Here is a 20874-nt window from a genome sequence, read left to right on the forward strand (position 1 = left end):
GAAAACTGGCTCACACTTACTACTTCCTTTACTCGCTCATTTAAAAATACTGCAGGTAAAGAACAAGCAATCACAGCTTATACAAATCACATGAAGCGAAAACGAAAAAGCTCTATAGCTAATAGCTTAGCCTTATTTACTTAGTTACACATTCGACACTAGAAATCAATTTTACAAATCCAATCCTTTTAATTCTAGAAGCATAACAACTATTGCAACTAGCACTGACCAGTGTGTAAAACTAAAAAAATAACTCAGCACATAAGACTGAAATTTAATTAATGACAATGAAAAATCACTATTTTTATAGCAATTCAACTTGTTCTGAATAATTCACATCTATCTTTAGCTGATTCTTATTAAAAATAAGTTGGGTGTCTGGTTAAATATTTAAGTTGGCTGTCTTTTTAAAATTAACCAAACCTTATGGTAGCGAGGTGTTAAAGTGGGTGTCTATTTATAAAAAGAAACCTATTCTGATAGTAGCTAAGTTATGCAAGGCAGTAACGTAAATGCATTATCTATTGGTATAGTTAGCAATTTGCCACACGAACAATTCAATGCATAGTTCCACCCAAAAACAATAACAATTAAGCATGTGGGTGCAACAAAAATATCAAAAAACTTAAATACTGAAAAATTAATGCAAAAAGCCACATTTGCGGTTGACATCAGTTTCCAAAACGCTTAAAAATACTCCTAACATTTTTTAAACAGCAGCCATCTAGTCGGCTGTGCATTTTTTAGAAGAAAATTAAAAAATAATGAATATTCGCCGTCACCTTTTAGTCGTCAACGTTCTCGTACTGGTCTTAGTTACAAGCCCAGCGGGAGGCTATTAAAAGGTGAAAGCACGCTTTTTAAAAAACCCCCGCCATATGCGGGGGTTTTTTTATGCATTTATGCTTGCACACACAGAGGAATGAGGATGAGTACAACTGAATATAATGGATCCGAACTAGTTGTTCGGGCACTTAAAGAATTGAATGTTAAGTATATTTTTGGCTACCCTGGCGGGTCTGTTCTTGATTTATATGACGCGTTATTTCAACAAGAAGATATTGAACATATCTTAGTACGTCACGAACAAGCCGCAACTCATATGGCTGATGGTTATGCCCGGGCTACTGGTGAAGTCGGTGTGGTGCTAGCCACTTCTGGCCCTGGCGCTACAAACTGTGTCACAGGTATCGCGACAGCGTACATGGATTCTATCCCAATGGTGGTGTTATCTGGCCAAGTTCCTACTGGTTTAATTGGTGATGATGCATTCCAAGAAACTGATATTGTTGGTTGTTCCCGCCCTATCGTAAAGCACAGCTATAACTGTCGTAGCGCAAAAGATATTCCAACAATCTTAGCTAAAGCATTCTACTTAGCCAGCACAGGCCGCCCTGGCCCGGTTGTGGTTGAATTACCTAAAGATATGCTTAACCCTGAGCTAAAGTTTCCATTCGAATTTCCAAAAACAACTGAGCTTCGAACTTATAACCCGAACACTAAAGGCCACTCAAAACAAATTCGCAAAGCAGTTAGCGCAATTTTAGAAGCTAAAAAACTGGTTATTTACTCAGGTGGCGGCATTATTCTATCAAATACCTCTGAGCAACTAACTCACTTGGTTGAATCATTAAATGCGCCAATCACTAACACCTTAATGGGCCTAGGTGGTATCAGCGGTACTCACCCTAACTTTATTGGTATGTTAGGTATGCATGGCAGCCTTGAGGCAAATAAAGCCATGGCAAATGCAGATGTTATTTTGGCTTTAGGCGCTCGATTCGATGATCGGGTAACGAATAACGTTAAAAAATTCTGCCCTAATGCCACGATTGTTCATGTTGATGTTGACCCAACCTCTATTTCTAAAACAATTAAAGCGCACATCCCGGTTGTTGGCTGCTTGAAAACAGTGCTTGAGCAGTTACAAACGGCGATTGATAAGAGCCCTATTTCAATTGATCGTTCGGCACAAGAAGACTGGTGGCGTCAAATTATTAGCTGGCGTGAACAAAAATGCCTAAGCTACAGCACTGATGGCGATAAAATCAAACCACAAGCCGTTATCGAAGCAATTTACAAAGCAACCGATGGAGATGCTTACATTAGCTCTGATGTAGGTCAGCATCAAATGTTTGCAGCTCAGTATTATCCGTTTAAACACCCTCGCCAATGGATCAACTCTGGTGGCTTAGGCACCATGGGCTTTGGATTACCTGCAGCAATGGGCGTTAAGCTTGCCTTCCCTGAAAAAGAATCTATCTGTGTAACGGGTGATGGTTCTATCCAAATGAACATTCAAGAGCTATCAACATGTTTACAATACAATTTAGCTGTGAAAGTTGTGTCGTTGAATAACCGCTCACTGGGCATGGTACGTCAATGGCAAGATATGATGTATTCAGGTCGTCACTCATCTTCTTACATGGAATCACTTCCTGATTTCGTAAAATTAGTAGAGAGCTATGGCCACGTAGGTATTCGCGTTGATCATATTGATGAGCTTCAACCTGCTATTGAAAAAGCCATGTCTATTAACGACAGACTGGTATTTTTAGATATCTGTGTAGATGAAAAAGAACATGTTTACCCTATGCAAATCAAGCTAGGGGCAGTCGATGATATGTGGTTACGTAAAGGAGTAAAAGCATAATGCGCCGTATTTTATCAATCTTATTAGAAAACGAACCTGGCTCGTTATCGCGCATTGTAGGCTTATTTTCACAGCGTGCTTACAACATCGATAGTCTGACTGTTGGCACAACTGACGATCATTCTCTTTCGCGTATTACCATTACAACCATGGGTGATGATCGCATCGTTGAGCAAATCACCAAACAAGTGAACAAGCTTGTAGATGTTCTAAAGATTATTGACTTAACCGAAATGGCACATATCGAGCGTGAGCTGTTATTAGTGAAAGTTTTTGCCCAAGATGAAACCACTCGAGCAGCAGTAACGCGTGTTGCTGATGTGTTCCAAGGTGCTATTTTAGATATGGGGCGCCACAGCTACACACTACAACTTGTAGCGAGCACAGAAAAGATTGAATCTTTCCTTGATACCCTGCGTCATGAATCAGACATTATTGAAGTTGTACGTTCAGGCGCGGTTGGTATTGGTCGTGGTGATAAAGCGTTAAAGGCATAAGCCTTTTTCGCTATCGCAACAAAACGCCAGTTACAAAAAAAGGGCTATAAGCCCTTTTTTCAATAATTAGTAAGTTACCCTATTAAGGATTAACTTGGTCTTTAAGACCTTTACCCGCTTTAAAGCTTGGGATAGTTGCTGCTGCGATTTGGATTTCTGCACCAGTTTGTGGGTTACGGCCAGTACGCGCTGCGCGCTCTTTTACTGAGAAAGTACCGAAACCAACTAATGCTACTGAGTTACCTTCTTTAAGAGAGCTAGTAACTGCGCCAGTGAATGCATCTAGTGCACGAGTTGCTGCCGCTTTTGAGATTTCTGCATCAGTAGCAATTTTTTCAACTAATTGAGCTTTATTCATTGTTAGATTCCTATTCGTTATTATTTTGCCTTCGCAAAACCTATCTTTATGCATTTTTGAGAAGTTAGCAACAGCAAATTGCTATTTTTACGTAATTTATTCAAAAATGACTACTATTTAACTATCAATCACAAGGTTAGTGACATCAGTATTAATAAAGACTTAATTTAACTTCCATCACAAAATTTTATGATAGCTAAACCATCATTCAATTTTCTCGATAACCAAGGTAACTTCCCCGACCTCAAAGCCAAACTTATCAATAGCGGTACGGTTTATCAAGCGTGATTGTGTTACCAAGTACATCCAATCATCGAAATTTACCACTAAAGTACTACCATCATATGGAAGCTCGACAGAATATGTCCAATGGAACACGCTTCCATTGCTCTCACCCTTTGCTTCGCCAATCACATCTGATGCTGTCCCTGTGATACTGCCATCATCATTAATGGTGATGTACCAAACACGGGTTTGCGTTTCGCCATCATCATAAACAAATTGCTCGTCAATCACTCCCTGATTGCCATTCCAAGATGCTTGCATGTCTACAACCAGCTTACGTGTTAACTCGCCCTTGTGGTCTTGCACAACGCCGTAGGCTTTGAGCTCACCACTAAAAAACTGCTTAAAGTCAAACTTAGGCTCTGTACCTTGATAATAATCAACATCTGGCGCAGAGCAGCTGGTAATTAACAGTACCATAGCGAAAATAAAGAGTGCTTTGAGCTTAATCATGTTTCCCTCCAATAAGCTGTTTACGAAGTGATGGTTCAGACGTGTCGGCGCTTAACCAAATTGCTAAGAAGTTGTCAGCGAATCTTTTATCATCGATTTGCCCTAGCTCTTTGTCATTAAAGTAAAAAGTACCAATTCCTTGTTCGTTTGTTTGAAACGACAACGAATCGTTTTTTTTGATATCAGGCCAAAGGGCTAGTAACTGTTTGTCATAAACACCTACCATGTCATTGAGCTTTAAATGTTGCCATTGCTCGTTGGTTGCTTTGACGATGTCTTTCGCATCAAAATCCCGCAAATAAGTAAGTGTAAGTTTGCTGGGGTGTTGGCCAAACTGATACGAGCCCGATGGAGTCTCTAATTTAGCGTTATAAACATCCCAAAACAGATACTCCATTTTCGCTTGGCCCACCGTTTTAAAGCCATTTGCATACACTCCCGCAGAGAACAATAACGCAGCAAATAAACTTAAATTAAGTGACTGTTTCATCAAATAATCCTTAAAGTTGTGTTATCAAACACTACGAAAAACCACCTAAAACTGATCATTTAGCCGCTAAAAATCGCCTATTAATAGCGATTATAGCCATAAACATACTTGCCCAACCCAAACCATAAACGAGCCAAAACTGCCACAGAACGAGCTCAGTATTAAGCACTCCAAAGCGCATTCCAGCGTAGTAACTAGCAGGAGCAAATAACGCGCAAACTCCCCAAGCAATATACCAAGGCAGCTTTTGTAAAAACTGCATCGAAGTATTAATGGTTAAAAGTAGTGCAGCCCAAAGTACAGCAAGCCATAAGGGAAAGGGGCTAACTTTAAAGGCAAGTAAGTTTAAGCTGCTGGCAAGCCATTCATAGCCCAGTGCGAGAGGCAAGCCACATAATAGTAGCCAACTATCTTGCTGGCGTTGCTTTGATAGGTAAATCATCAAAGCGACAACAGCTAAAGCGGGTATCAGAGAGTTATGCTCAAGGAGTAAGGCCATAAACCAGACTCCTTGAAACAAAGCAAAATTAATAATCGAGCGCGATATCATCGCCAGAATGGCCAAAACGAGGTTTACGGGCAACTAAATGAACTGTACTGATAGCACGGGTTCTAAACGCACCTTCACAGTAAGCTAAATAAAATAACCATAAACGATAGAATCGCTGGTCAAATTTGACTTTATCTATTTCAGGCCAGCTAGCGACAAAGCGCTCGCGCCAATCAGCCAGTGTTCTTGCATAGTGAACACCAATATCTTTTACACTATGCACAACCATGTCTGTTTGCTGCTTTATTTGCTTATTCATTTCGTCTAAGCAAGGCAAACAACCACCCGGGAAGATGTACTGCTGAATGAAATCGGAATTTTTAAGGTAGTGGCTGTAACGCTGATCAGCTATGGTGATTGCTTGAATAAGCATGGCACCACTGTCTTTTAGTAAAGACTGACATTTTGCAAAAAAGCCAGGCAAATACTCATGACCGACAGCTTCAATCATTTCGATTGATACAAGCTTATCGTACTTGCCCTCTAAGAGGCGGTAATCGTGCTTTAATAAAGTAATTTTATGGTCAAGGTTAAGCTCTTTAACCTTTTGTTCAACATAGGCATATTGCTCATCAGAAATGGTGGTCGTTGTTACATGGCAATCAAAATGTGTTGCTGCATAAATCGCAAAGGCGCCCCACCCTGTGCCAATCTCAATCACCGAATCACCTGGTTGTAAATCAACCTGCTCACAAATCAATGCTAGTTTGTGCTCTTGGGCCTGTTCAAGGCTAGCTTGTTTTGAAGGGTAAACAGCACATGAATACAACATTTCGTCACTTAGAAATGCACTATATAAGTCGTTGCCTAAATCATAGTGCGCCGCAATGTTCTTTTTTGAACCGCTTGCTGAGTTTTTATTTTTAATGTGATTAACTCGGTGCACAATGCCACTCAAAAAGGCGAATTTTTTCTCGAATGCATCTAGCTGATCTTGATTAAGGGCAAATATTTCAATAAGTTTAGTGAGGTTGTCACAATCCCAATAGCCAAGAATATAAGCCTCTCCGGCCCCCACACTGCCAGATAACGCAAATGACTTATACATAGCAGCATCATTTACCGTGACCGTTGCGTGTAAATCACTTGTAATGTCACCGAATTGCTCTTTGTGGTTACCCTCTTTAAGGGTAATGCAACCAACGTTGATACTATTGAATGCACCTATTACCAGTTTTTTATAAAGCTTTGTCATCCAGCCGGTCGTTTGGGCTTGTGTTAAATTTGATACTTTTTCCATCACATCACCTAGTTGAATTCTCTTGTTTGCCCGAGTGGCCAATAAATGGCACACGTTTGCAAAACAACTTCAAAGCATGAAGGTAAATACCTTTAAAAATACTTAACGTCATAGCCGGAAACTGTTTAAGCACGGCGCTAACCTGCTCTTTCGTGAGAGGCTGCTTTTGCAAACGCAGGGTTGCATCAAACAAAAGAGTGTCGTCTTTTTTATTTTCAATATGAATCATGGTGTTATCAGAATTCATTCTAATATGCCAATGATAGTTCATATCTAAGTTCATGAAAGGTGATACGGAGAAAACCTTTTTAAAGTTCACTTTTTTTTCAAGGGGTACGACATAATAATGACGCTCATTCCAAGGCGTATTGCTCACTTCAGCAAGCATGTGAGTGAAATCGCCATGACCAGTTTGAAAGAAGAAAAAATTAACCGGGCTAAAATAAATTCCTAAACAGCGCACCTGTCCGAGCATAAAAACATGGGTAAATTCATCGTCAATGCCAAGCTCTTTAATTTTGTTAAGTGCACGCTGCTTGAGTGGCAACTGCATATCGGTTTGATAATTAAAATAGTCGCTCTGACTAAATTTAAGTGCCTTAAAGCCACTTAAGCCAAGCCAAGGATGAACTCCATTAAGCTCGTCAGGCTTAGCTAAATCAACCCACATCATATAAAGCGGGTACTTAAAGTGATGCTCTTTGACGGCAAAGCGCCTGTGGCGAACATCACCTACATATATGGCGCTATTCAAACTCGACTCCGAGTTGCTTTGCCACATTTACAGCACTTCTTACACCGTCTTCGTGGAAGCCGTTGTACCAGTACGCTCCGCAAAAATAGCTGTTATTTTTACCGTCAATAAGAGACTTTTGCTGCTGAGCGGCAATCGACTGCTTATTAAATACCGGGTGATGATAGGTAAACTCGCGTAAAATTTTATCTTTATTAATGCCATCAAGGTGGTTAAGCGTGACACAAAATTGCGTGTCGCTCTTAATGCCTTGCAGAATATTCATCTGATAAGTCACCACTGCGGCTTTGTCTGTGTTGTTATTTAACAGATAATTCCAGCTCGCCCATGCGGCTTTGCGTTTTGGTAGCAGTGTAGTATCGGTGTGTAGTACCACTGAATTAGCCGTATAAGGTATCGCTGAGAGAACACTTTTTTCGTCTTCAGTCGGATCTAATAACAGTTTTAATGCTTGATCTGAGTGGCAAGCAAACACAACTTTATCGAATGATTCACTGTGACCATCATCGAAATGGACATGCACACTATCATCTTTTCGAGATACCGAGCTGATATTACTATTTAAACGAATTTTATCAGCAAAACCTTGGATCATAGGTTTAATGTATTCGCGAGAGCCACCCGGAATAACATACCACTGCGGGCGATTAGTGATATCCAACAAACCGTGGTTATAAAAAAACTTAACAAAAAACTCTACGCCAACTTGTGCCATCTCTTTAATGCTTGTAGACCAAATAGCAGCGCCCATCGGCAAGATATAATGAAAACGAAAGAACTCGTTAAAGTCATGCTCGTCTAAAAACTCGCCTAGAGTTTGATTTGCTTTATAATTTTTTTCAGCATGTAATGATTTACACACATCATTAAAGCGCACAATGTCTTTTAAAAGTTTCCAGAATTTAGGGCGAAAGATATTGCGCTTTTGTGCGAACAAACTCCAAAAAGTATGGCCGTTATATTCAAAGCCGGTTTGTTCGTTATGCACACTAAAGCTCATTTGGGTTTTCTGACGCTCAACACCCAAGCGCTTAAGTAGTTTTTCAAAATATGGGTAAGTTCGGTCGTTAAAGACAATAAAGCCTGTATCAACAGCGTACTCAACGCCATCAACTTTTACGTCTATGGTTGCAGTATGGCCACCTATGTAGTCGTTTTTCTCAAATACGGTTACATCGTAGTGTTTATGCAATAGGTGCGCACAGCTTAAACCCGCTATGCCAGATCCAATAACAGCCACTTTTTTCAACGTGATAATCCTTTTGCAAGCTTCAGCCAAAGTGGCGTAGGAAGCATTCTTAAAAATTTTAAAATGAAGGTAAAACGGTGCGGAAAGTGCACTTCTTTGCGCCTTTTCGCGACCCCTTTATAAATATAATTTGCCGCTTTTTCTGCACTCACCGCCATTGGCATTGGAAAGTCATTTTTGTCTGTAAGCGGCGTTTTAACAAAACCTGGGTGAACTAAAGTGACATCGATATCTTTTAAATCAACCGCCAAGCTATTGGCTAAATAACTTACACCGGCTTTAGACGCACCATATGCTTGGCTGCGTGGTAACGGTAAATAAGTCACACTAGAGCTTACGATTACAAGCTGACCACCGGGCTTTATTTTTGGTAATAACGCCTCCAGGCAATAGCCCATACTGAGCAAGTTGGTCGTGATCACCCGCTCAAACAAACTGCTGTCAAAATTGCGAGCATCATCAATGTATTCACAATTGCCAGCATTGAGAATAACCCGGTCAAATTGTGTATAAGCCACTGTGCTCGAACGAATATCTTGAAGGTCGGTTGCGTCAAACTGGCAAGACTCTATATTTTGATGCTGGCTCAATTTAGCAAGCTTTTCTGTATTTCTACCGCATGCAATGACCTGTTCATTATTGTCTGCATAAAGCTTTGCTAATGACTCGCCAATACCTGAGGTAGCACCTGTAATTAATGTCGTCATTATGCACTCGCTCTTTTATCGATGTATTTCACAGCCGAGCCAAGCACTGGAATATGCCTATAAAGCATAGCGCCTACATCAAAATAATCGCGGTGATTAATTATTTTATTGCTAGCAAATTTTAAACAGCTATGACCCGCAACCGAGATTGCTTTGCCTTTGTTTAGCTTTGGATGGCGATAATACATGGTCCAATAGATAAACGCAGTGTGGTCTTTGCTCTGAATATTTTCAGTAACATAGCTGTCTTCGATAGCAAATTCGCAAGAAAGCACATTGGCGTAGAGGTTTTTGAAATAGTCACGCAGATCCCCAAGACCATTTACCGCATGCAAGGGATCTGCAAACTGAATATCTGGGTGATAAATTTCATCCAGTAACTGTAAATTGTCTTTATTGAGTGATTGATAAACATCAATAAACCTATCAAGGATCGCCTTGTCCATGTCACACCTTAAATGCGTTTAGCGCTCGCTCTCGCGCGGCTTTATGATCAACAATTGCTGGCCAATAACTGCTCGACTTACCCTGTTTCGCTAAATAATCATGCGGAAAATGGATTTGTTTAGCAGGTATTTTTTCCAGCTCTGGTAAATATTTACGGATAAATTCACCATCTGGATCAAATCGCTCGCTTTGGGTGATAGGATTAAAAATTCGAAAATACGGCTGAGCATCACACCCCGTACTTGCAGCCCATTGCCAGCCACCGTTGTTAGATGCAAGGTCGCCGTCTATGAGATGCTGCATAAAAAAGCGTTCGCCTTTACGCCAATCAATTAATAAGTGCTTAGTTAAAAAGCTCGCGACCACCATGCGTAAACGGTTATGCATCCAGCCAGTTTGCAGTAGCTGCCTCATTGCTGCATCGACTAACGGGTAGCCTGTTTTACCTTCGCACCATGCTTTAAAGTCGCTTTCATCATCACGCCACTTCACGGCGTTGTATTTCTCATTAAAGTTATCGTATTTATTTAGATTTGGATAGATAGCGATAAGATGACGGTAAAACTCACGCCAAATCAGTTCGTTAACCCAACAAAACAAGTTACTTTTACTACTTCGTAGTACATCTGGGTGGCGCTGCTGGATCAGTGCCAATAGTTGATGAACGCTAATAATGCCAAGTGCTAAGTAAGGGCTTAAACCTGAAGTGCCTTTAATGCTTGGGATATCACGCTGGTCTTGATATGTTGCTAGCTTCTCTTCAATAAAGCGCGCGCAAACGTGGCTGAGCGTTTCATCATCGACAGGCCACTTTTCTGAGTTGCCGTCTGAGACTAATAACTCACTTGGCTGCCACTCAATGGGCTCGAACATCTCTGGCGGCTCAGCAAAATAAAAGTGGGTGTCTTGATAAACTTTTAGCCATGCATTTTTAAATGGCGTGAATACTTTAAACATTTCGCCGCTTTGATTCTTGATACTCCCTGGCGGCGCAATTACATCGCCGTCGTATGCGCAAAAAGCAATCCCTTTACTATCAGCGTACTGTAAAAAGGCATTATCTCGGTTTACTTCATTAAGCTCATATTCGTTGTTAGCGTATACATTTTTTACTTGGTGTTGCTCGCAAAATGACGCTAATTTTTCAACACAACCGGCGTAATCAGCTGCATCAATAATATGTAATTCAATACCTTTACTTGCTAAAAGCTTCCCCAAGAAGCTAAGCCTACGCTTTAATAAATCTAGCTGAATATCAGCCACATCATGCTTTTGCCATTGCTTTTCAGTAATAAAAAATACCGCATTTCTGCAACCATTTTCGATTGCCTGATACAAAGCGTCGTTATTAAAAAGGCGCAGATCGCGCCTAAACCAAAATAATGTATTCATTAAATTCCGTAGCGTAGTTTTAATTCGTTCGGATAGGGGTCAAGATACACTTGCTTAGCAAGATACTCGTTTGGGTGCACTTTTAAATGATGCTTAATTAACGTAAGAGGTACGTAAAGTGGCACTAACCCTTGGCGATATTCATCGATGGCATCACGTAGTTCTTGCTTTTCAATCTTAGAAAGCGATTTTTTAAAATAACCTTGCAAGTGCATTAATGTATTAGCGTTATTTTTACGTGAAGCTGGTTTTTTAAGGGCTGTCATTAACCCCAAAATATATTCATCAGCCAAAGTTTGGATATCTTCGCCATCAAAAGTGCCAAGCAGATTTCCTAAGCTACGGTAAGCTTCGTAGTTATGAGCCATCAATAAGTACTTATATTGGGCATGAAACTGAGTCAATCTATGTACTGTGAGTGGTTGTTCGCTTAATGTTTGCCAGTGCTTATAGGTATAAACACGCATTACAAAGTTTTCGCGAAGGTGCATATCATTTAAACGACCGTTTTCTTCGCAAGGTAACAATGGGTTATGTGCCATTATTTGCTCTGCAAAAAAGCCGATACCTTCTGAGGTATTGCCCGTTCCCGCTTCGTTATAAATTTTAATACGTTCCATTCCGCAACTTGGGCTTTTGGCACAAAATACAAAGCCGCTTAAATCTGCAGTTTGCTCTGTCGCAACACGTTTACCGTATTCTGTTAATTTAGGGCCAACATCGCCAGTGCCATCTGGGCGACACACTTTAATAGTATCGCCAACACGCACTTGACGAATAGTTGGTCGAGGGATTGGCAGGCCTACCGCTACTTCAGGACAAAACTTTTTATACTCAACATGGTTAGCCAACTCATCCATGCAAAAATTAGATTTTTTGTGCCCGCTGTCAAAGCGAACTTTGTCGCCTGCTAAGCAGGCGCTTAAACCAATTTTAATTGTCGATTGCTGCATATAAACTCTACTAATAGATAAGATTACCAATTGGGTTCAGTAATTTACTAATACCTTTATTGAAGTGTAGGGCACTACTAACAACTGTAAAGCACAAGCACCCTTCAATCGTTTTAGGTGTGTGATTGTGACGACCATCTAACATCATAAAGTCACCCGGTACATAGTGTCCGTCTTCATCACTAAACTCCCCATCTAATAATAAAGTGAGCTCAAATCCAGTATGAGTGTGCTCAGGTATTTCACCACCCGCATCAATATGAAGCAGGCTTGCTCGTAATGGGCCATCTTCTAAATCAATACGAGAGCGGGCAAGTTTGCCTATTTGCATAAAATTGCTGTGGCCAATGCGTGTAAGTGCTCTAGGTAAAGTGTAGGTTTTATCTTTAACATCAACTGACACCTGTTCTTGCTCGTACACTTCATCAATTGATTCATCAGCGGTGATGGCATCAAAAAGTGTTTTATCGAACATATCATCCAAGTCGGTAGCTGATTCAGTAAAAACATTATCAGCATTTTTCGCTTCAAGCGCAGCGAGTTCGTTTTGACACACAGGGCACATTTCAACATGAATAGCGACTGCAACACTCAAAGTGGCAGGTAGATTACCTTCACTGAACTTGGCAAGCAATTCGTTGCTAGGATGGTGCTTAATCATGGTGATCTCCCATTTCATTGCGTAACTTCTGCAAGGCTAAGCGAAGACGAGATTTCACTGTGCCTACGGGAATATTTAAATGTTCAGCAAGCTGCTCTTGCGACATATCTTGAAAGTACACCCCGCGCACAACTTCACGTTGCGCAAGCGGTAGTTTATCAAGGTACTGTTTGATCTGTTTATCTTCTAAGTGGTCACTGAATTCGTGCTGGCCCGGCTCGGCTTCATCTATCAATGGCCAGATATCTTCACTAATGCACTCTTCTTTGCTGCTCTTCATTTTTCTTAGCATATCGAAAGAGGCATTACGCATTACTGTGTATACCCAAGTTGTCGCTGCACCTTTTTCTTTGTGGTAAAGGTGTGCTTTACGCCAAACTGAGGTTAGTGTTTCTTGAACTAATTCCATCGCTTGTGCTTCAGAACCGAACTGCTTTATTCCAAAACGTTTAATTTTTGGTGAGAAATATTGGAAAAGTATTGCAAACGCACGTTTATCACGGTGCTCAGCAACAGCAAATAAAGCATCAGCAAGCTCTTTGCTTGGAGTATCTGGCATGGCAGAGTATTGACCTGTGTTAGGTTTACAACCTGTTTGAAGTTGTTGACTTACCATCTTTATGTCATCCAATTATTGTCGTTTAAAGTAATACGGCAAATAGTTGATGTTAGATCACATTAATCAGTAAATTCGTTGTTGATTAGAGTATGGAGGAAACTTAGCAAGTTTTCAAAGTTAGATTTATAAGCAAGTTGTTGTTTTTTAACTAACGATATTGGCAAAATTTCAAGCCAACGGGCAACAACCCATGCAAGGTTATCGAATTGTGGGGCTTTATATAGGCCTGCTAAATCCGGCTGATTTGCAAATACAGCACGAAGTGTGTCACTCAATAAAGTGTTTTCGTCATTAATTGGCGTGCTTACGTACCATGAAGGTGACGTAATTATTTCGATGTCAGCATGTCGAAGTTGCTGCTTATCCTGAAAAGCGTTATGCATAGACACTGCATGCTCAGCATAAACATCAATTAATAATTGACCATTATCATCTTGATTGAAGTCGGTTATTTGCACTAAACAACCAATTTCGGGCAAGTTAAGATCTGTATCGTGTTGGTAGGTGCACAGCACAAAACCAGTGTTATCTTGTACAGCTTCTTTGACCATCGTTAAGTAACGCTGCTCAAAAATTCTTAGCTTGGTGAACCCTTCAGGTAAAATAAAAACCGGTAAAGGAAAAATCGCACGCTTCATAAAGTCTACTATTCTAAAACCACATGCCTTTAATTACGTGCGCTTTTAATCCGCCGATCAATATTTCATGAAATCTTAATATCTACTTTGTACCTTAGAAGTTGAACCATTGTGCAACGTTACGAAATAATTCGATAGATGCATATGCACTGAGTAAACTCAAAACCGGTGCAACCATAAGTAAAAATAAGCTGATTTCACTACTCATTGTCTTGTTTCCTTACTGCTTGTTTGTTGCTTTAGGAGCTTGAGCAACTTTTAACTCTTCTTCTTTCGAAGCAATTGCATCTTCACTCATGTAAGTATCTAGTAACTTTTGAGCATCAAACTCAATGCTGTTCATTACGCTTTCCTTCAGCTCGTTACTCGCTTGTTGAACATAGCTTTTAACAGATTGTGTAATTGTGTTGCTGATATCTAATTCAAAGTCAGTAGCACTTGCTTGAGTTGACCCTAATACAAGTAACGCAGCAGTAGTTAATTTAAGTGAGTTATTCATAGTGGTATTCCTTGTCTCTTTAAGTAATTAGTCGTAATTACTTAATCAAAGGTTGTGCCACCCTGAAAATAAATTTTAAATTATTGATTTTTAATGTTTAAATTATTGATTGGTTTTTTAACCTTATTCAGGGTTGGTTAATAAAACCAATGTATTTAAATGTTTTGACCAACATTTAGTGAAAAAATAAGCATTGTAAATTTCAGCGCACACTTGTACACTGAAACTGTTTTATTCACTCATTTTTAGTAGATAGATATGACAGAGCAACTCCCTTATTCACGCCAAGAAGAACAACTTAACGTGCTTACTCACGGCATGGGAGTCCTGTTTGCGGTATATGTACTGTGGGACTTAGTTTCACAATCTAAAGCTGTGTCAGCTACGGTAAGTGCCATCGTGTATGGCTCAAGCCTACTGGTATTATTTTTAGCCTCGACCTTATATCACGCCAGTACCAGAGAGCGTATACGAGCCATTTATAAAAAATGTGACCACTGTGCGATTTACTTGCTTATTGCAGGTACCTACACGCCTTATTTGGTTATTTCGTTATCTGGGGCTTGGGCAATTGCTGCTTTGGTGTTTATTTGGACTTTAGCGCTTGGTGGTGTTGCATATAAATTACTGGTCAAAAACACGAATAAAAAGGTCTCACTCGCTACCTATTTATTAATGGGCTGGTTTGCATTAGCACTTGTTTATCCACTTTATTTGAACCTTGATTTAAGCGCTTTATGGTGGCTGCTAGCTGGCGGGATTGCCTACAGTTTAGGCACTGTGTTTTACAGCGCTAAAACCCGCCATTACAGCCATGCAATTTGGCATGTATTTGTGCTAGTTGGATGTGTTTGTCACTACTTATCAATTAGTTTGTATGTTTATTAGTCCCATTGATGCAGGCGCATATTAATTTTAGCCTTATTAAAAGTAACACCTTCACTGAGTAGTTTTTGTCGTTGCTCAAGGTGTTTATTGCTGCCTTCTGGAAACGATATTTTACCTTGGCTATTAACCACCCGATGCCATGGAATGCTTGAGCCCTCGGGCATCACTTTTAATAACCGCCCCACTAACCTTGAGTTATTAGGATATCCCGCAAGCTTTGCTACTTGCCCATAACTGGCAACTTTCCCCTCAGGAATGGCACAAATAATGGTATAAATTAAATCTTCTTTAGTTGCCTGCTGCACGACTCGACTCCAAATACTGTTTACTGACCTCGCTAAAATCCTGCCAAATGGCTCTTGCAACAGGGCCATGATGAACCGAGTGCTGTCGAAATACACGAATTTCTGCACCAAACTGGTGTTCACGATCGATAATTTTAATTTGTTGTAATAAACCAGCGTCAATTTCCGCTTGGCAATGTTGCAAACTGATCATTGCCCAGCCCGCACCAGAGAGCAAAAACGACTTAACACTGGTTATATCGTCAATTTTCATTAACGCAGAGCCTAGCGTATAAGAAAGCCTATCACTGTCAAAACTCAAGTCACTTTCAAACATGGCTAAACACGGGTAATTTTGAATATCTGCAAAACTGATTTCACTGGGCACTACATCAGGCGCGCTAACTATACCTATATCAAATTTACCAATCGGTAAACTTTCGAGATCCCCTGTTGCATGAAACAAATCAAACCAAGGGCCAATTCCTAAATCAGCCTGATGACTATTAACCTGCTCTAGAGATACAAAGCGCTTACCTGAAGAAATACTAAACTCAGTACTAGCAAAACGTTTGAAGGTTTGGCTGATCACTTGGTTATAACTATTTTGATGGCAAAGTTGCTCGTAACAAATTTTATAATTGGCTTCATTACCTAGTGCCAGCTCTTTAGCAAGTGAGCTTAACTCACTGTTTGCATTAAGTAATTGCTTGGCCTCACGATAAAAAATACGGCCCTTCTCAGTTAAATGTAACCTGTATTGGCTTCGGTCTAGTAACTCAAACCCTAGCTCTGATTCTAGCTTCTTAATAGCTAACGTGAGCGCTGGTTGAGTCTTATGCAATTTAAGTGCGGCTTGGCTCAAACTAGAGCTTTGCACAATAGCATCTAGAATGATTAATTGATTTAAATTCATTAATGGCAAACTATATAAATAAAATTTATGCTGTTTCTAAAATTTAATAATTTTTATTTTATATCTTTGCAGCGTATCCTGCAGCAAATTTATGCTTTCTTATCTATGGAGAAGACAATGAGATTGGCAACCGCCGCGTTAATGAGCAGCATGTTTTTGCTTCTTGCGGCATGTTCAGAGCAAGCACAGCAAGATGAAGCAGAGCCGGTAGTACGTCCTGTTAAACTTTTTAATATTGGCAATAATTCAGAACAAAGCATTCGCAGCTTTCCTGCTGAAGTTGTTGCTAACCAAGGTTCTTATCTCGCTTTTAGAGTAAATGGTGAGTTACTTGAGTTCCCTGCTCTTGCGGGCCAACACGTTGAAAAAGGAGAGCTTTTAGCAAAACTGGATCCTGAAGATTTTCAACTGCAGTATGAAGAGCGTAAAGCACGTTTTGAACTTGCAGCGTCTCAACTTGAGCGGGTGCAAAAGCTTTTTAATCGCTCCATTGCCAGTCAATCAGAGTTAGACCAAGCCCTTGCCAATAAACAGGTTGCTGAGTCAGCGCTAAAAATTGCCAAAACCAACCTAGATAATAGTGAATTACGCGCGCCGTTCGCTGGTACTGTGGCAAAGGTGTTTGTGAAAAACTTTGAAAATATTCAAGCAAAACAAAACATTCTTCGCCTTGAAACCCGCGACCTGATGGATGTGGTTATTCAAGTACCTGAAAAGCTCATTGCACGTATCGATAAAGACGTACATTACCAACCAGAAGTTGTATTTGATGGTTACCCAAACAAGTCATATCAATTAACCATTAAAGAGTTTGATACCCAAGCCGACCCAATTACTTTAACGTATAAAGTTGTGTTTTCATTACCTGTGCCAGAAGATTTTAATCTACTTGCCGGTATGACTGGCCGCGTTGATATAGACTTAAGCAAAATCACCAGCTCACAGTCACCTTATACATTACTGCCTGTTGAGGCGGTATTCTCAGAACCTACTGAGTCTGAAAACAACAACAGCTATGTGTGGCTTTATGACGAAAACACAGGTTTAGTGCACAAGCAAGCTGTTGAAGTTGGCCAATTACACCGTGATGGCATTGAAGTACTCTCAGGTATTAAAGAAGGCCAAATCGTTGTGGCTGCTGGTGTGCACTTTTTAGAAGAAGGCATGAAAGTGCGTCCATGGCAAAAAGAGCGAGGCTTATAATGAGCTTTGCAGCACTCGCTATTGAAAGAAAAGTCATTAGCTGGATGTTCGCGCTGTTTTTACTGATTGGTGGAACCGTCGCTTACTTTGGCTTAGGACAACTAGAAGATCCTGAATTCACCCTAAAAAAAGCCATGGTGATCACCCTTTATCCGGGCGCGTCACCACAGCAGGTTGAAGAAGAAGTCACCTTCCCTATTGAAAATGCAATTCAACAGCTACCGTATGTTGATTACGTAACCAGTATTTCATCACCGGGTAAATCGCAAATTACCGTCGAGATGAAAAGCAATTATCGTAAACAAGACTTACGCCAAATATGGGATGAGTTGCGTCGTAAAATCAATGATCAAGCATCGTCGATGCCCTCTGGTGTTTATCCTAGTAAAATTATGGATGACTTTGGTGATGTATACGGAGTGATGTATGCAGTCACTGGTGATGGTTATTCTTACGATGAGCTTAAAGATTACGTTGATTATTTAAAACGTGAACTGGTTTTAGTCGATGGCGTTAGTAAAGTAACCGTGGGTGGTGAGCAACAAGCACAAGTCATGGTTGAGATTTCAACCCGCAAACTTGCTCAGTTAGGTATTTCGCCTAATCGTATTTATCAGCTTTTACAAACTCAAAATAGCGTGTCGAACGCAGGTAAAGTCCGCGTTGGCGATGAATCAATTCGCTTACACCCAACCGGTGAATTTAAAGACGTAAAAGAGCTCGAAAACCTACTCATTTCAAAACCAGGTGAAAATGAGCTTATTTACTTGGGTGATGTTGCTACCGTTTTTCGTGAGTACGCCGAAGTCCCTAACAATATTATTCGCTATAACCAGCAACAAGCATTACTGGTTGGCGTGTCATTTAGCACAGGCGTTAACGTTGTTGATGTAGGTGCAAATATTGATGCCCATTTAGCGTCACTTGAATATCAACGACCACATGGTATGGAAATAAACAGCGTTTATAACCAACCTGCCGAAGTTGAAAAGTCAGTAAGTGGCTTTATTATCAGCCTGCTTGAAGCCGTTGCTATTGTTATAATCGTGCTTTTAGTCTTCATGGGCTTTAAGAGCGGCGTATTGATTGGTGTAATACTCCTGCTAACGGTATTAGGTACCTTCATTTTCATGAAGTTATTTGCCATTGATTTACAGCGAATTTCGCTTGGCGCCTTGATTATAGCCCTAGGGATGCTGGTTGATAATGCCATTGTCGTAACCGAAGGCATATTAATAAACCTCAAGCGCGGACAAACAAAACTGCAAGCGGCGACTAACATTGTTAATCAAACCAAGTGGCCATTACTGGGTGCTACGGTTATTGCTATTACTGCCTTTGCGCCGATTGGCTTGAGTTCAGATGCCAGTGGTGAGTTTGCTGGCAGCTTGTTCTGGGTGTTGTTTATTTCATTGTTACTAAGCTGGATCACAGCCATTACTTTAACGCCTTTCTTCGCTGATTTAATGTTTAAACAAGCCACTGAAAAACAGCCGCATCACGATGAAGACCCTTATCAAGGTGTTATTTTTAATGTTTATAAAGGCGTGTTGCATACAGCAATGCGGTACCGTAAAACTACGCTACTGCTGATGGTGATCCTGCTTGTTAGCTCAGTTTATGGCTTTAAATTTATCAAGCAATCGTTCTTCCCAGCATCGAATACCCCTATGTTTTATGTTGATTATTGGCATACGCAAGGCGCTGATATTCATACCACTATGGATGGTGTTGCAAAGCTCGAAAAATTCTTACAAGCCGACCCACTGGTTGAAGAAATAACCACAACGGTTGGTCAAGGTGCACCACGTTTCATGCTGACTTACGCACCTGAAAAATCATACCCAGCCTATGGGCAATTGATTATTCGAGTAAAAGACCGCGAAGCTGTTACAACCATGATAAAAAAGGTACGCGATTACCAACACGAACATGTACTTGATGCTCAGCTTAAAGTTAAACGTATGGAAATTGGTCCATCAACAGATGCAAAAATTGAAGCGCGTTTTTCTGGTGCTGATCCTGTGGTACTTCGCCAATTAGCAAAAGAGGCAAAAGACATTCTGCATCAAGATGCGGGGGCATTTAATATCCGTGACGATTGGCGTGCTCGCTCGAAGTTAATTCGTCCGCAATTTAACGAGCAAAAAGCCCGTCGTTTAGGGATTGCTAAATCTGACCTTGATCAACTGCTTTTAACTAGCTTATCGGGTAAACAAGTGGGCGTTTATAAAGACGGCACGCAAATGCTACCAATTATTGCTCGCTCACCTGCAGAAGAGCGCTTAAACGTTGAAAGCTTAAGTGACTTACAAATTTACAGCCCAGTGTTAGGTGTATTTGTACCGGTGACACAAGTGGTTGATGATTTTGTTGTTGAGTGGGAAGACAGCTTGATCATGCGACGTGACCGTAAGCGTACCATCACTGTAATGGCCGACCACGATGTTATTGGCGATGAAACTCCAGCGAAGCTGTTTGCACGTGTTCGCAAAGACATAGAAACTATTGAACTACCTCGTGGCTATGAATTGCAATGGGGCGGCGAGTATGAGTCATCAACAGATGCGCAAAAAGCTATTTTCGGCTCATTACCGCTAGGTTACTTAGCCATGTTCGCTATAACTGTATTGCTGTTCAATTCAGTTAAAAAGCCTTTAGTGATTTGGGCAACAGTGCCACTAGCCATTGTAGGTGTATCAGCTGGTTTATTACTAATGAATGCAGCATTTAGCTTTATGGCATTGCTTGGCTTACTGAGCTTAAGCGGTATGCTCATCAAAAACGGCATTGTATTAGTCGATCAAATTAACCTTGAACTCGATAGCGGCAAAGACCCTTACAAAGCAGTGTTTGACTCTGGTGTAAGCCGTGTTCGTCCTGTAGCGATGGCTGCAATTACCACCATCTTAGGCATGATCCCACTGCTATTTGACGTGTTCTTCCAGTCAATGGCGGTAACCATTATGTTCGGTCTTGGTTTTGCGACAGTGCTGACACTAATTGTTGTGCCTGTGCTCTATACCATGCTGTTTAAGATCAAAGTACCTAAACAGCGTCACGCTAATTAATACAGATTGACTCTCAACCTAAAGCCCTATCAGCAAACTGTTAGGGCTTTTCTTTATTACCTTTTAT

At 40.6% G+C, this 20874-nt stretch carries 22 protein-coding genes; 5 read left to right on the forward strand and 17 right to left on the reverse strand.

Annotation, left to right across the window (positions count from 1 at the left end; translation table 11 throughout):
• The first annotated feature begins 928 nt into the window (after positions 1-928).
• The gene (locus AN394_RS06665) at positions 929-2653 is read left to right on the forward strand and encodes an acetolactate synthase 3 large subunit (protein WP_055021062.1); all 1725 of its coding nucleotides are present in this window, start codon (positions 929-931) and stop codon (positions 2651-2653) included.
• Positions 2653-3150, forward strand: a complete 498-nt coding sequence (ilvN, locus tag AN394_RS06670) for an acetolactate synthase small subunit (RefSeq protein ID WP_054551998.1) — start codon at positions 2653-2655, stop codon at positions 3148-3150. The genes AN394_RS06665 and ilvN overlap by 1 nt, the downstream gene beginning before the upstream one ends.
• A gap of 82 nt (positions 3151-3232) precedes the next feature.
• Here the strand turns inward: ilvN and AN394_RS06675 are convergent, their stop codons facing one another.
• The 15 genes from AN394_RS06675 to AN394_RS06745 all read right to left on the reverse strand — a co-directional run bounded on the left by AN394_RS06675 (position 3233) and on the right by AN394_RS06745 (position 14445).
• Positions 3233-3508: an HU family DNA-binding protein gene (locus tag AN394_RS06675; protein WP_004586404.1), complete on the reverse strand. Its 276-nt coding sequence runs from the start codon at positions 3506-3508 to the stop codon at positions 3233-3235.
• Between the two features lie 204 nt (positions 3509-3712).
• Complete coding sequence (locus AN394_RS06680) at positions 3713-4246, reverse strand: DUF3833 domain-containing protein (RefSeq protein ID WP_054562353.1); 534 nt, start codon at positions 4244-4246, stop codon at positions 3713-3715.
• A complete protein-coding gene (locus tag AN394_RS06685) occupies positions 4239-4736 on the reverse strand; it encodes a chalcone isomerase family protein (RefSeq protein WP_054562354.1) in 498 nt (165 codons plus the stop codon). Before AN394_RS06685 ends, AN394_RS06680 begins: the two co-directional genes overlap by 8 nt.
• Before the next feature lie 55 nt (positions 4737-4791).
• Positions 4792-5286, reverse strand: a complete 495-nt coding sequence (locus AN394_RS06690; RefSeq protein WP_055021063.1) for a DUF2878 family protein — start codon at positions 5284-5286, stop codon at positions 4792-4794.
• Positions 5264-6526: a cyclopropane-fatty-acyl-phospholipid synthase family protein gene (locus AN394_RS06695; RefSeq protein WP_055021064.1), complete on the reverse strand. Its 1263-nt coding sequence runs from the start codon at positions 6524-6526 to the stop codon at positions 5264-5266. The genes AN394_RS06690 and AN394_RS06695 overlap by 23 nt, the downstream gene beginning before the upstream one ends.
• Before the next feature lie 4 nt (positions 6527-6530).
• A complete protein-coding gene (locus AN394_RS06700; protein WP_055021065.1) occupies positions 6531-7280 on the reverse strand; it encodes a DUF1365 domain-containing protein in 750 nt (249 codons plus the stop codon).
• Positions 7273-8529 carry an NAD(P)/FAD-dependent oxidoreductase gene (locus tag AN394_RS06705; protein WP_055021066.1) on the reverse strand — a complete coding sequence of 419 codons (1257 nt, stop codon included), beginning with the start codon at positions 8527-8529 and terminating at the stop codon, positions 7273-7275. Before AN394_RS06705 ends, AN394_RS06700 begins: the two co-directional genes overlap by 8 nt.
• Positions 8526-9236, reverse strand: a complete 711-nt coding sequence (locus AN394_RS06710) for an SDR family NAD(P)-dependent oxidoreductase (protein WP_054562359.1) — start codon at positions 9234-9236, stop codon at positions 8526-8528. Before AN394_RS06710 ends, AN394_RS06705 begins: the two co-directional genes overlap by 4 nt.
• A complete protein-coding gene (locus AN394_RS06715) occupies positions 9236-9682 on the reverse strand; it encodes a nuclear transport factor 2 family protein (RefSeq protein WP_055021067.1) in 447 nt (148 codons plus the stop codon). The genes AN394_RS06710 and AN394_RS06715 overlap by 1 nt, the downstream gene beginning before the upstream one ends.
• A 1-nt stretch (position 9683) precedes the next feature.
• Complete coding sequence (gene phrB, locus AN394_RS06720) at positions 9684-11075, reverse strand: deoxyribodipyrimidine photo-lyase (protein ID WP_055021068.1); 1392 nt, start codon at positions 11073-11075, stop codon at positions 9684-9686.
• A complete protein-coding gene (locus tag AN394_RS06725) occupies positions 11075-12028 on the reverse strand; it encodes a DUF523 and DUF1722 domain-containing protein (protein WP_054562362.1) in 954 nt (317 codons plus the stop codon). The genes phrB and AN394_RS06725 overlap by 1 nt, the downstream gene beginning before the upstream one ends.
• A gap of 10 nt (positions 12029-12038) precedes the next feature.
• A complete protein-coding gene (locus AN394_RS06730; protein ID WP_054562363.1) occupies positions 12039-12689 on the reverse strand; it encodes a ChrR family anti-sigma-E factor in 651 nt (216 codons plus the stop codon).
• The gene (locus AN394_RS06735) at positions 12682-13305 is read right to left on the reverse strand and encodes a sigma-70 family RNA polymerase sigma factor (RefSeq protein WP_054562364.1); all 624 of its coding nucleotides are present in this window, start codon (positions 13303-13305) and stop codon (positions 12682-12684) included. Before AN394_RS06735 ends, AN394_RS06730 begins: the two co-directional genes overlap by 8 nt.
• Before the next feature lie 62 nt (positions 13306-13367).
• Positions 13368-13946, reverse strand: coding sequence for an LON peptidase substrate-binding domain-containing protein (locus AN394_RS06740; protein ID WP_055021069.1), 579 nt, complete (start codon positions 13944-13946; stop codon positions 13368-13370).
• 220 nt (positions 13947-14166) lie between these two features.
• Positions 14167-14445, reverse strand: a complete 279-nt coding sequence (locus AN394_RS06745; RefSeq protein WP_054562366.1) for a hypothetical protein — start codon at positions 14443-14445, stop codon at positions 14167-14169.
• Between the two features lie 258 nt (positions 14446-14703).
• Between AN394_RS06745 and AN394_RS06750 the strand changes: the two genes are divergently transcribed.
• A complete protein-coding gene (locus AN394_RS06750) occupies positions 14704-15333 on the forward strand; it encodes a hemolysin III family protein (protein ID WP_054562367.1) in 630 nt (209 codons plus the stop codon).
• On the opposite strand, the gene AN394_RS06755 is transcribed toward AN394_RS06750, so the two are convergent.
• Together AN394_RS06755 and AN394_RS06760 are read right to left on the reverse strand one after the other, a co-directional pair.
• A complete protein-coding gene (locus tag AN394_RS06755; RefSeq protein WP_054562368.1) occupies positions 15330-15638 on the reverse strand; it encodes an MGMT family protein in 309 nt (102 codons plus the stop codon). The genes AN394_RS06750 and AN394_RS06755 overlap by 4 nt on opposite strands.
• Positions 15622-16533, reverse strand: coding sequence for a LysR family transcriptional regulator (locus tag AN394_RS06760; RefSeq protein WP_055021070.1), 912 nt, complete (start codon positions 16531-16533; stop codon positions 15622-15624). Before AN394_RS06760 ends, AN394_RS06755 begins: the two co-directional genes overlap by 17 nt.
• A gap of 117 nt (positions 16534-16650) precedes the next feature.
• Here AN394_RS06760 and AN394_RS06765 point away from each other — a divergent pair, with 117 nt between their 5' ends.
• On the forward strand, positions 16651-17736 hold the full coding sequence (locus AN394_RS06765; protein WP_054562370.1) for an efflux RND transporter periplasmic adaptor subunit: 1086 nt from the start codon (positions 16651-16653) through the stop codon (positions 17734-17736).
• Entirely contained in the window at positions 17736-20807 is a 3072-nt protein-coding gene (locus AN394_RS06770; RefSeq protein ID WP_055021071.1) for an efflux RND transporter permease subunit, read from the forward strand. Before AN394_RS06765 ends, AN394_RS06770 begins: the two co-directional genes overlap by 1 nt.
• The last annotated feature ends 67 nt before the right edge of the window (positions 20808-20874 follow it).

This window comes from Pseudoalteromonas sp. P1-26 (assembly GCF_001401795.1).
Taxonomy (GTDB): Bacteria; Pseudomonadota; Gammaproteobacteria; order Enterobacterales; family Alteromonadaceae; genus Pseudoalteromonas.

Excerpts from the sequence above, each read along its gene's own strand:
- AN394_RS06665 (WP_055021062.1), top strand. The coding sequence starts at position 929 with ATGAGTACAACTGAATATAATGGATCCGAACTAGTTGTTCGGGCACTT.
- ilvN (WP_054551998.1), top strand. The coding sequence starts at position 2,653 with ATGCGCCGTATTTTATCAATCTTATTAGAAAACGAACCTGGCTCGTTA.
- AN394_RS06675 (WP_004586404.1), bottom strand. The coding sequence starts at position 3,508 with ATGAATAAAGCTCAATTAGTTGAAAAAATTGCTACTGATGCAGAAATC.
- AN394_RS06680 (WP_054562353.1), bottom strand. The coding sequence starts at position 4,246 with ATGATTAAGCTCAAAGCACTCTTTATTTTCGCTATGGTACTGTTAATT.
- AN394_RS06685 (WP_054562354.1), bottom strand. The coding sequence starts at position 4,736 with ATGAAACAGTCACTTAATTTAAGTTTATTTGCTGCGTTATTGTTCTCT.
- AN394_RS06690 (WP_055021063.1), bottom strand. The coding sequence starts at position 5,286 with ATGATATCGCGCTCGATTATTAATTTTGCTTTGTTTCAAGGAGTCTGG.
- AN394_RS06695 (WP_055021064.1), bottom strand. The coding sequence starts at position 6,526 with ATGGAAAAAGTATCAAATTTAACACAAGCCCAAACGACCGGCTGGATG.
- AN394_RS06710 (WP_054562359.1), bottom strand. The coding sequence starts at position 9,236 with ATGACGACATTAATTACAGGTGCTACCTCAGGTATTGGCGAGTCATTA.
- AN394_RS06715 (WP_055021067.1), bottom strand. The coding sequence starts at position 9,682 with ATGGACAAGGCGATCCTTGATAGGTTTATTGATGTTTATCAATCACTC.
- phrB (WP_055021068.1), bottom strand. The coding sequence starts at position 11,075 with ATGAATACATTATTTTGGTTTAGGCGCGATCTGCGCCTTTTTAATAAC.
- AN394_RS06725 (WP_054562362.1), bottom strand. The coding sequence starts at position 12,028 with ATGCAGCAATCGACAATTAAAATTGGTTTAAGCGCCTGCTTAGCAGGC.
- AN394_RS06730 (WP_054562363.1), bottom strand. The coding sequence starts at position 12,689 with ATGATTAAGCACCATCCTAGCAACGAATTGCTTGCCAAGTTCAGTGAA.
- AN394_RS06735 (WP_054562364.1), bottom strand. The coding sequence starts at position 13,305 with ATGGTAAGTCAACAACTTCAAACAGGTTGTAAACCTAACACAGGTCAA.
- AN394_RS06740 (WP_055021069.1), bottom strand. The coding sequence starts at position 13,946 with ATGAAGCGTGCGATTTTTCCTTTACCGGTTTTTATTTTACCTGAAGGG.
- AN394_RS06745 (WP_054562366.1), bottom strand. The coding sequence starts at position 14,445 with ATGAATAACTCACTTAAATTAACTACTGCTGCGTTACTTGTATTAGGG.
- AN394_RS06750 (WP_054562367.1), top strand. The coding sequence starts at position 14,704 with ATGACAGAGCAACTCCCTTATTCACGCCAAGAAGAACAACTTAACGTG.
- AN394_RS06760 (WP_055021070.1), bottom strand. The coding sequence starts at position 16,533 with ATGAATTTAAATCAATTAATCATTCTAGATGCTATTGTGCAAAGCTCT.
- AN394_RS06765 (WP_054562370.1), top strand. The coding sequence starts at position 16,651 with ATGAGATTGGCAACCGCCGCGTTAATGAGCAGCATGTTTTTGCTTCTT.
- AN394_RS06770 (WP_055021071.1), top strand. The coding sequence starts at position 17,736 with ATGAGCTTTGCAGCACTCGCTATTGAAAGAAAAGTCATTAGCTGGATG.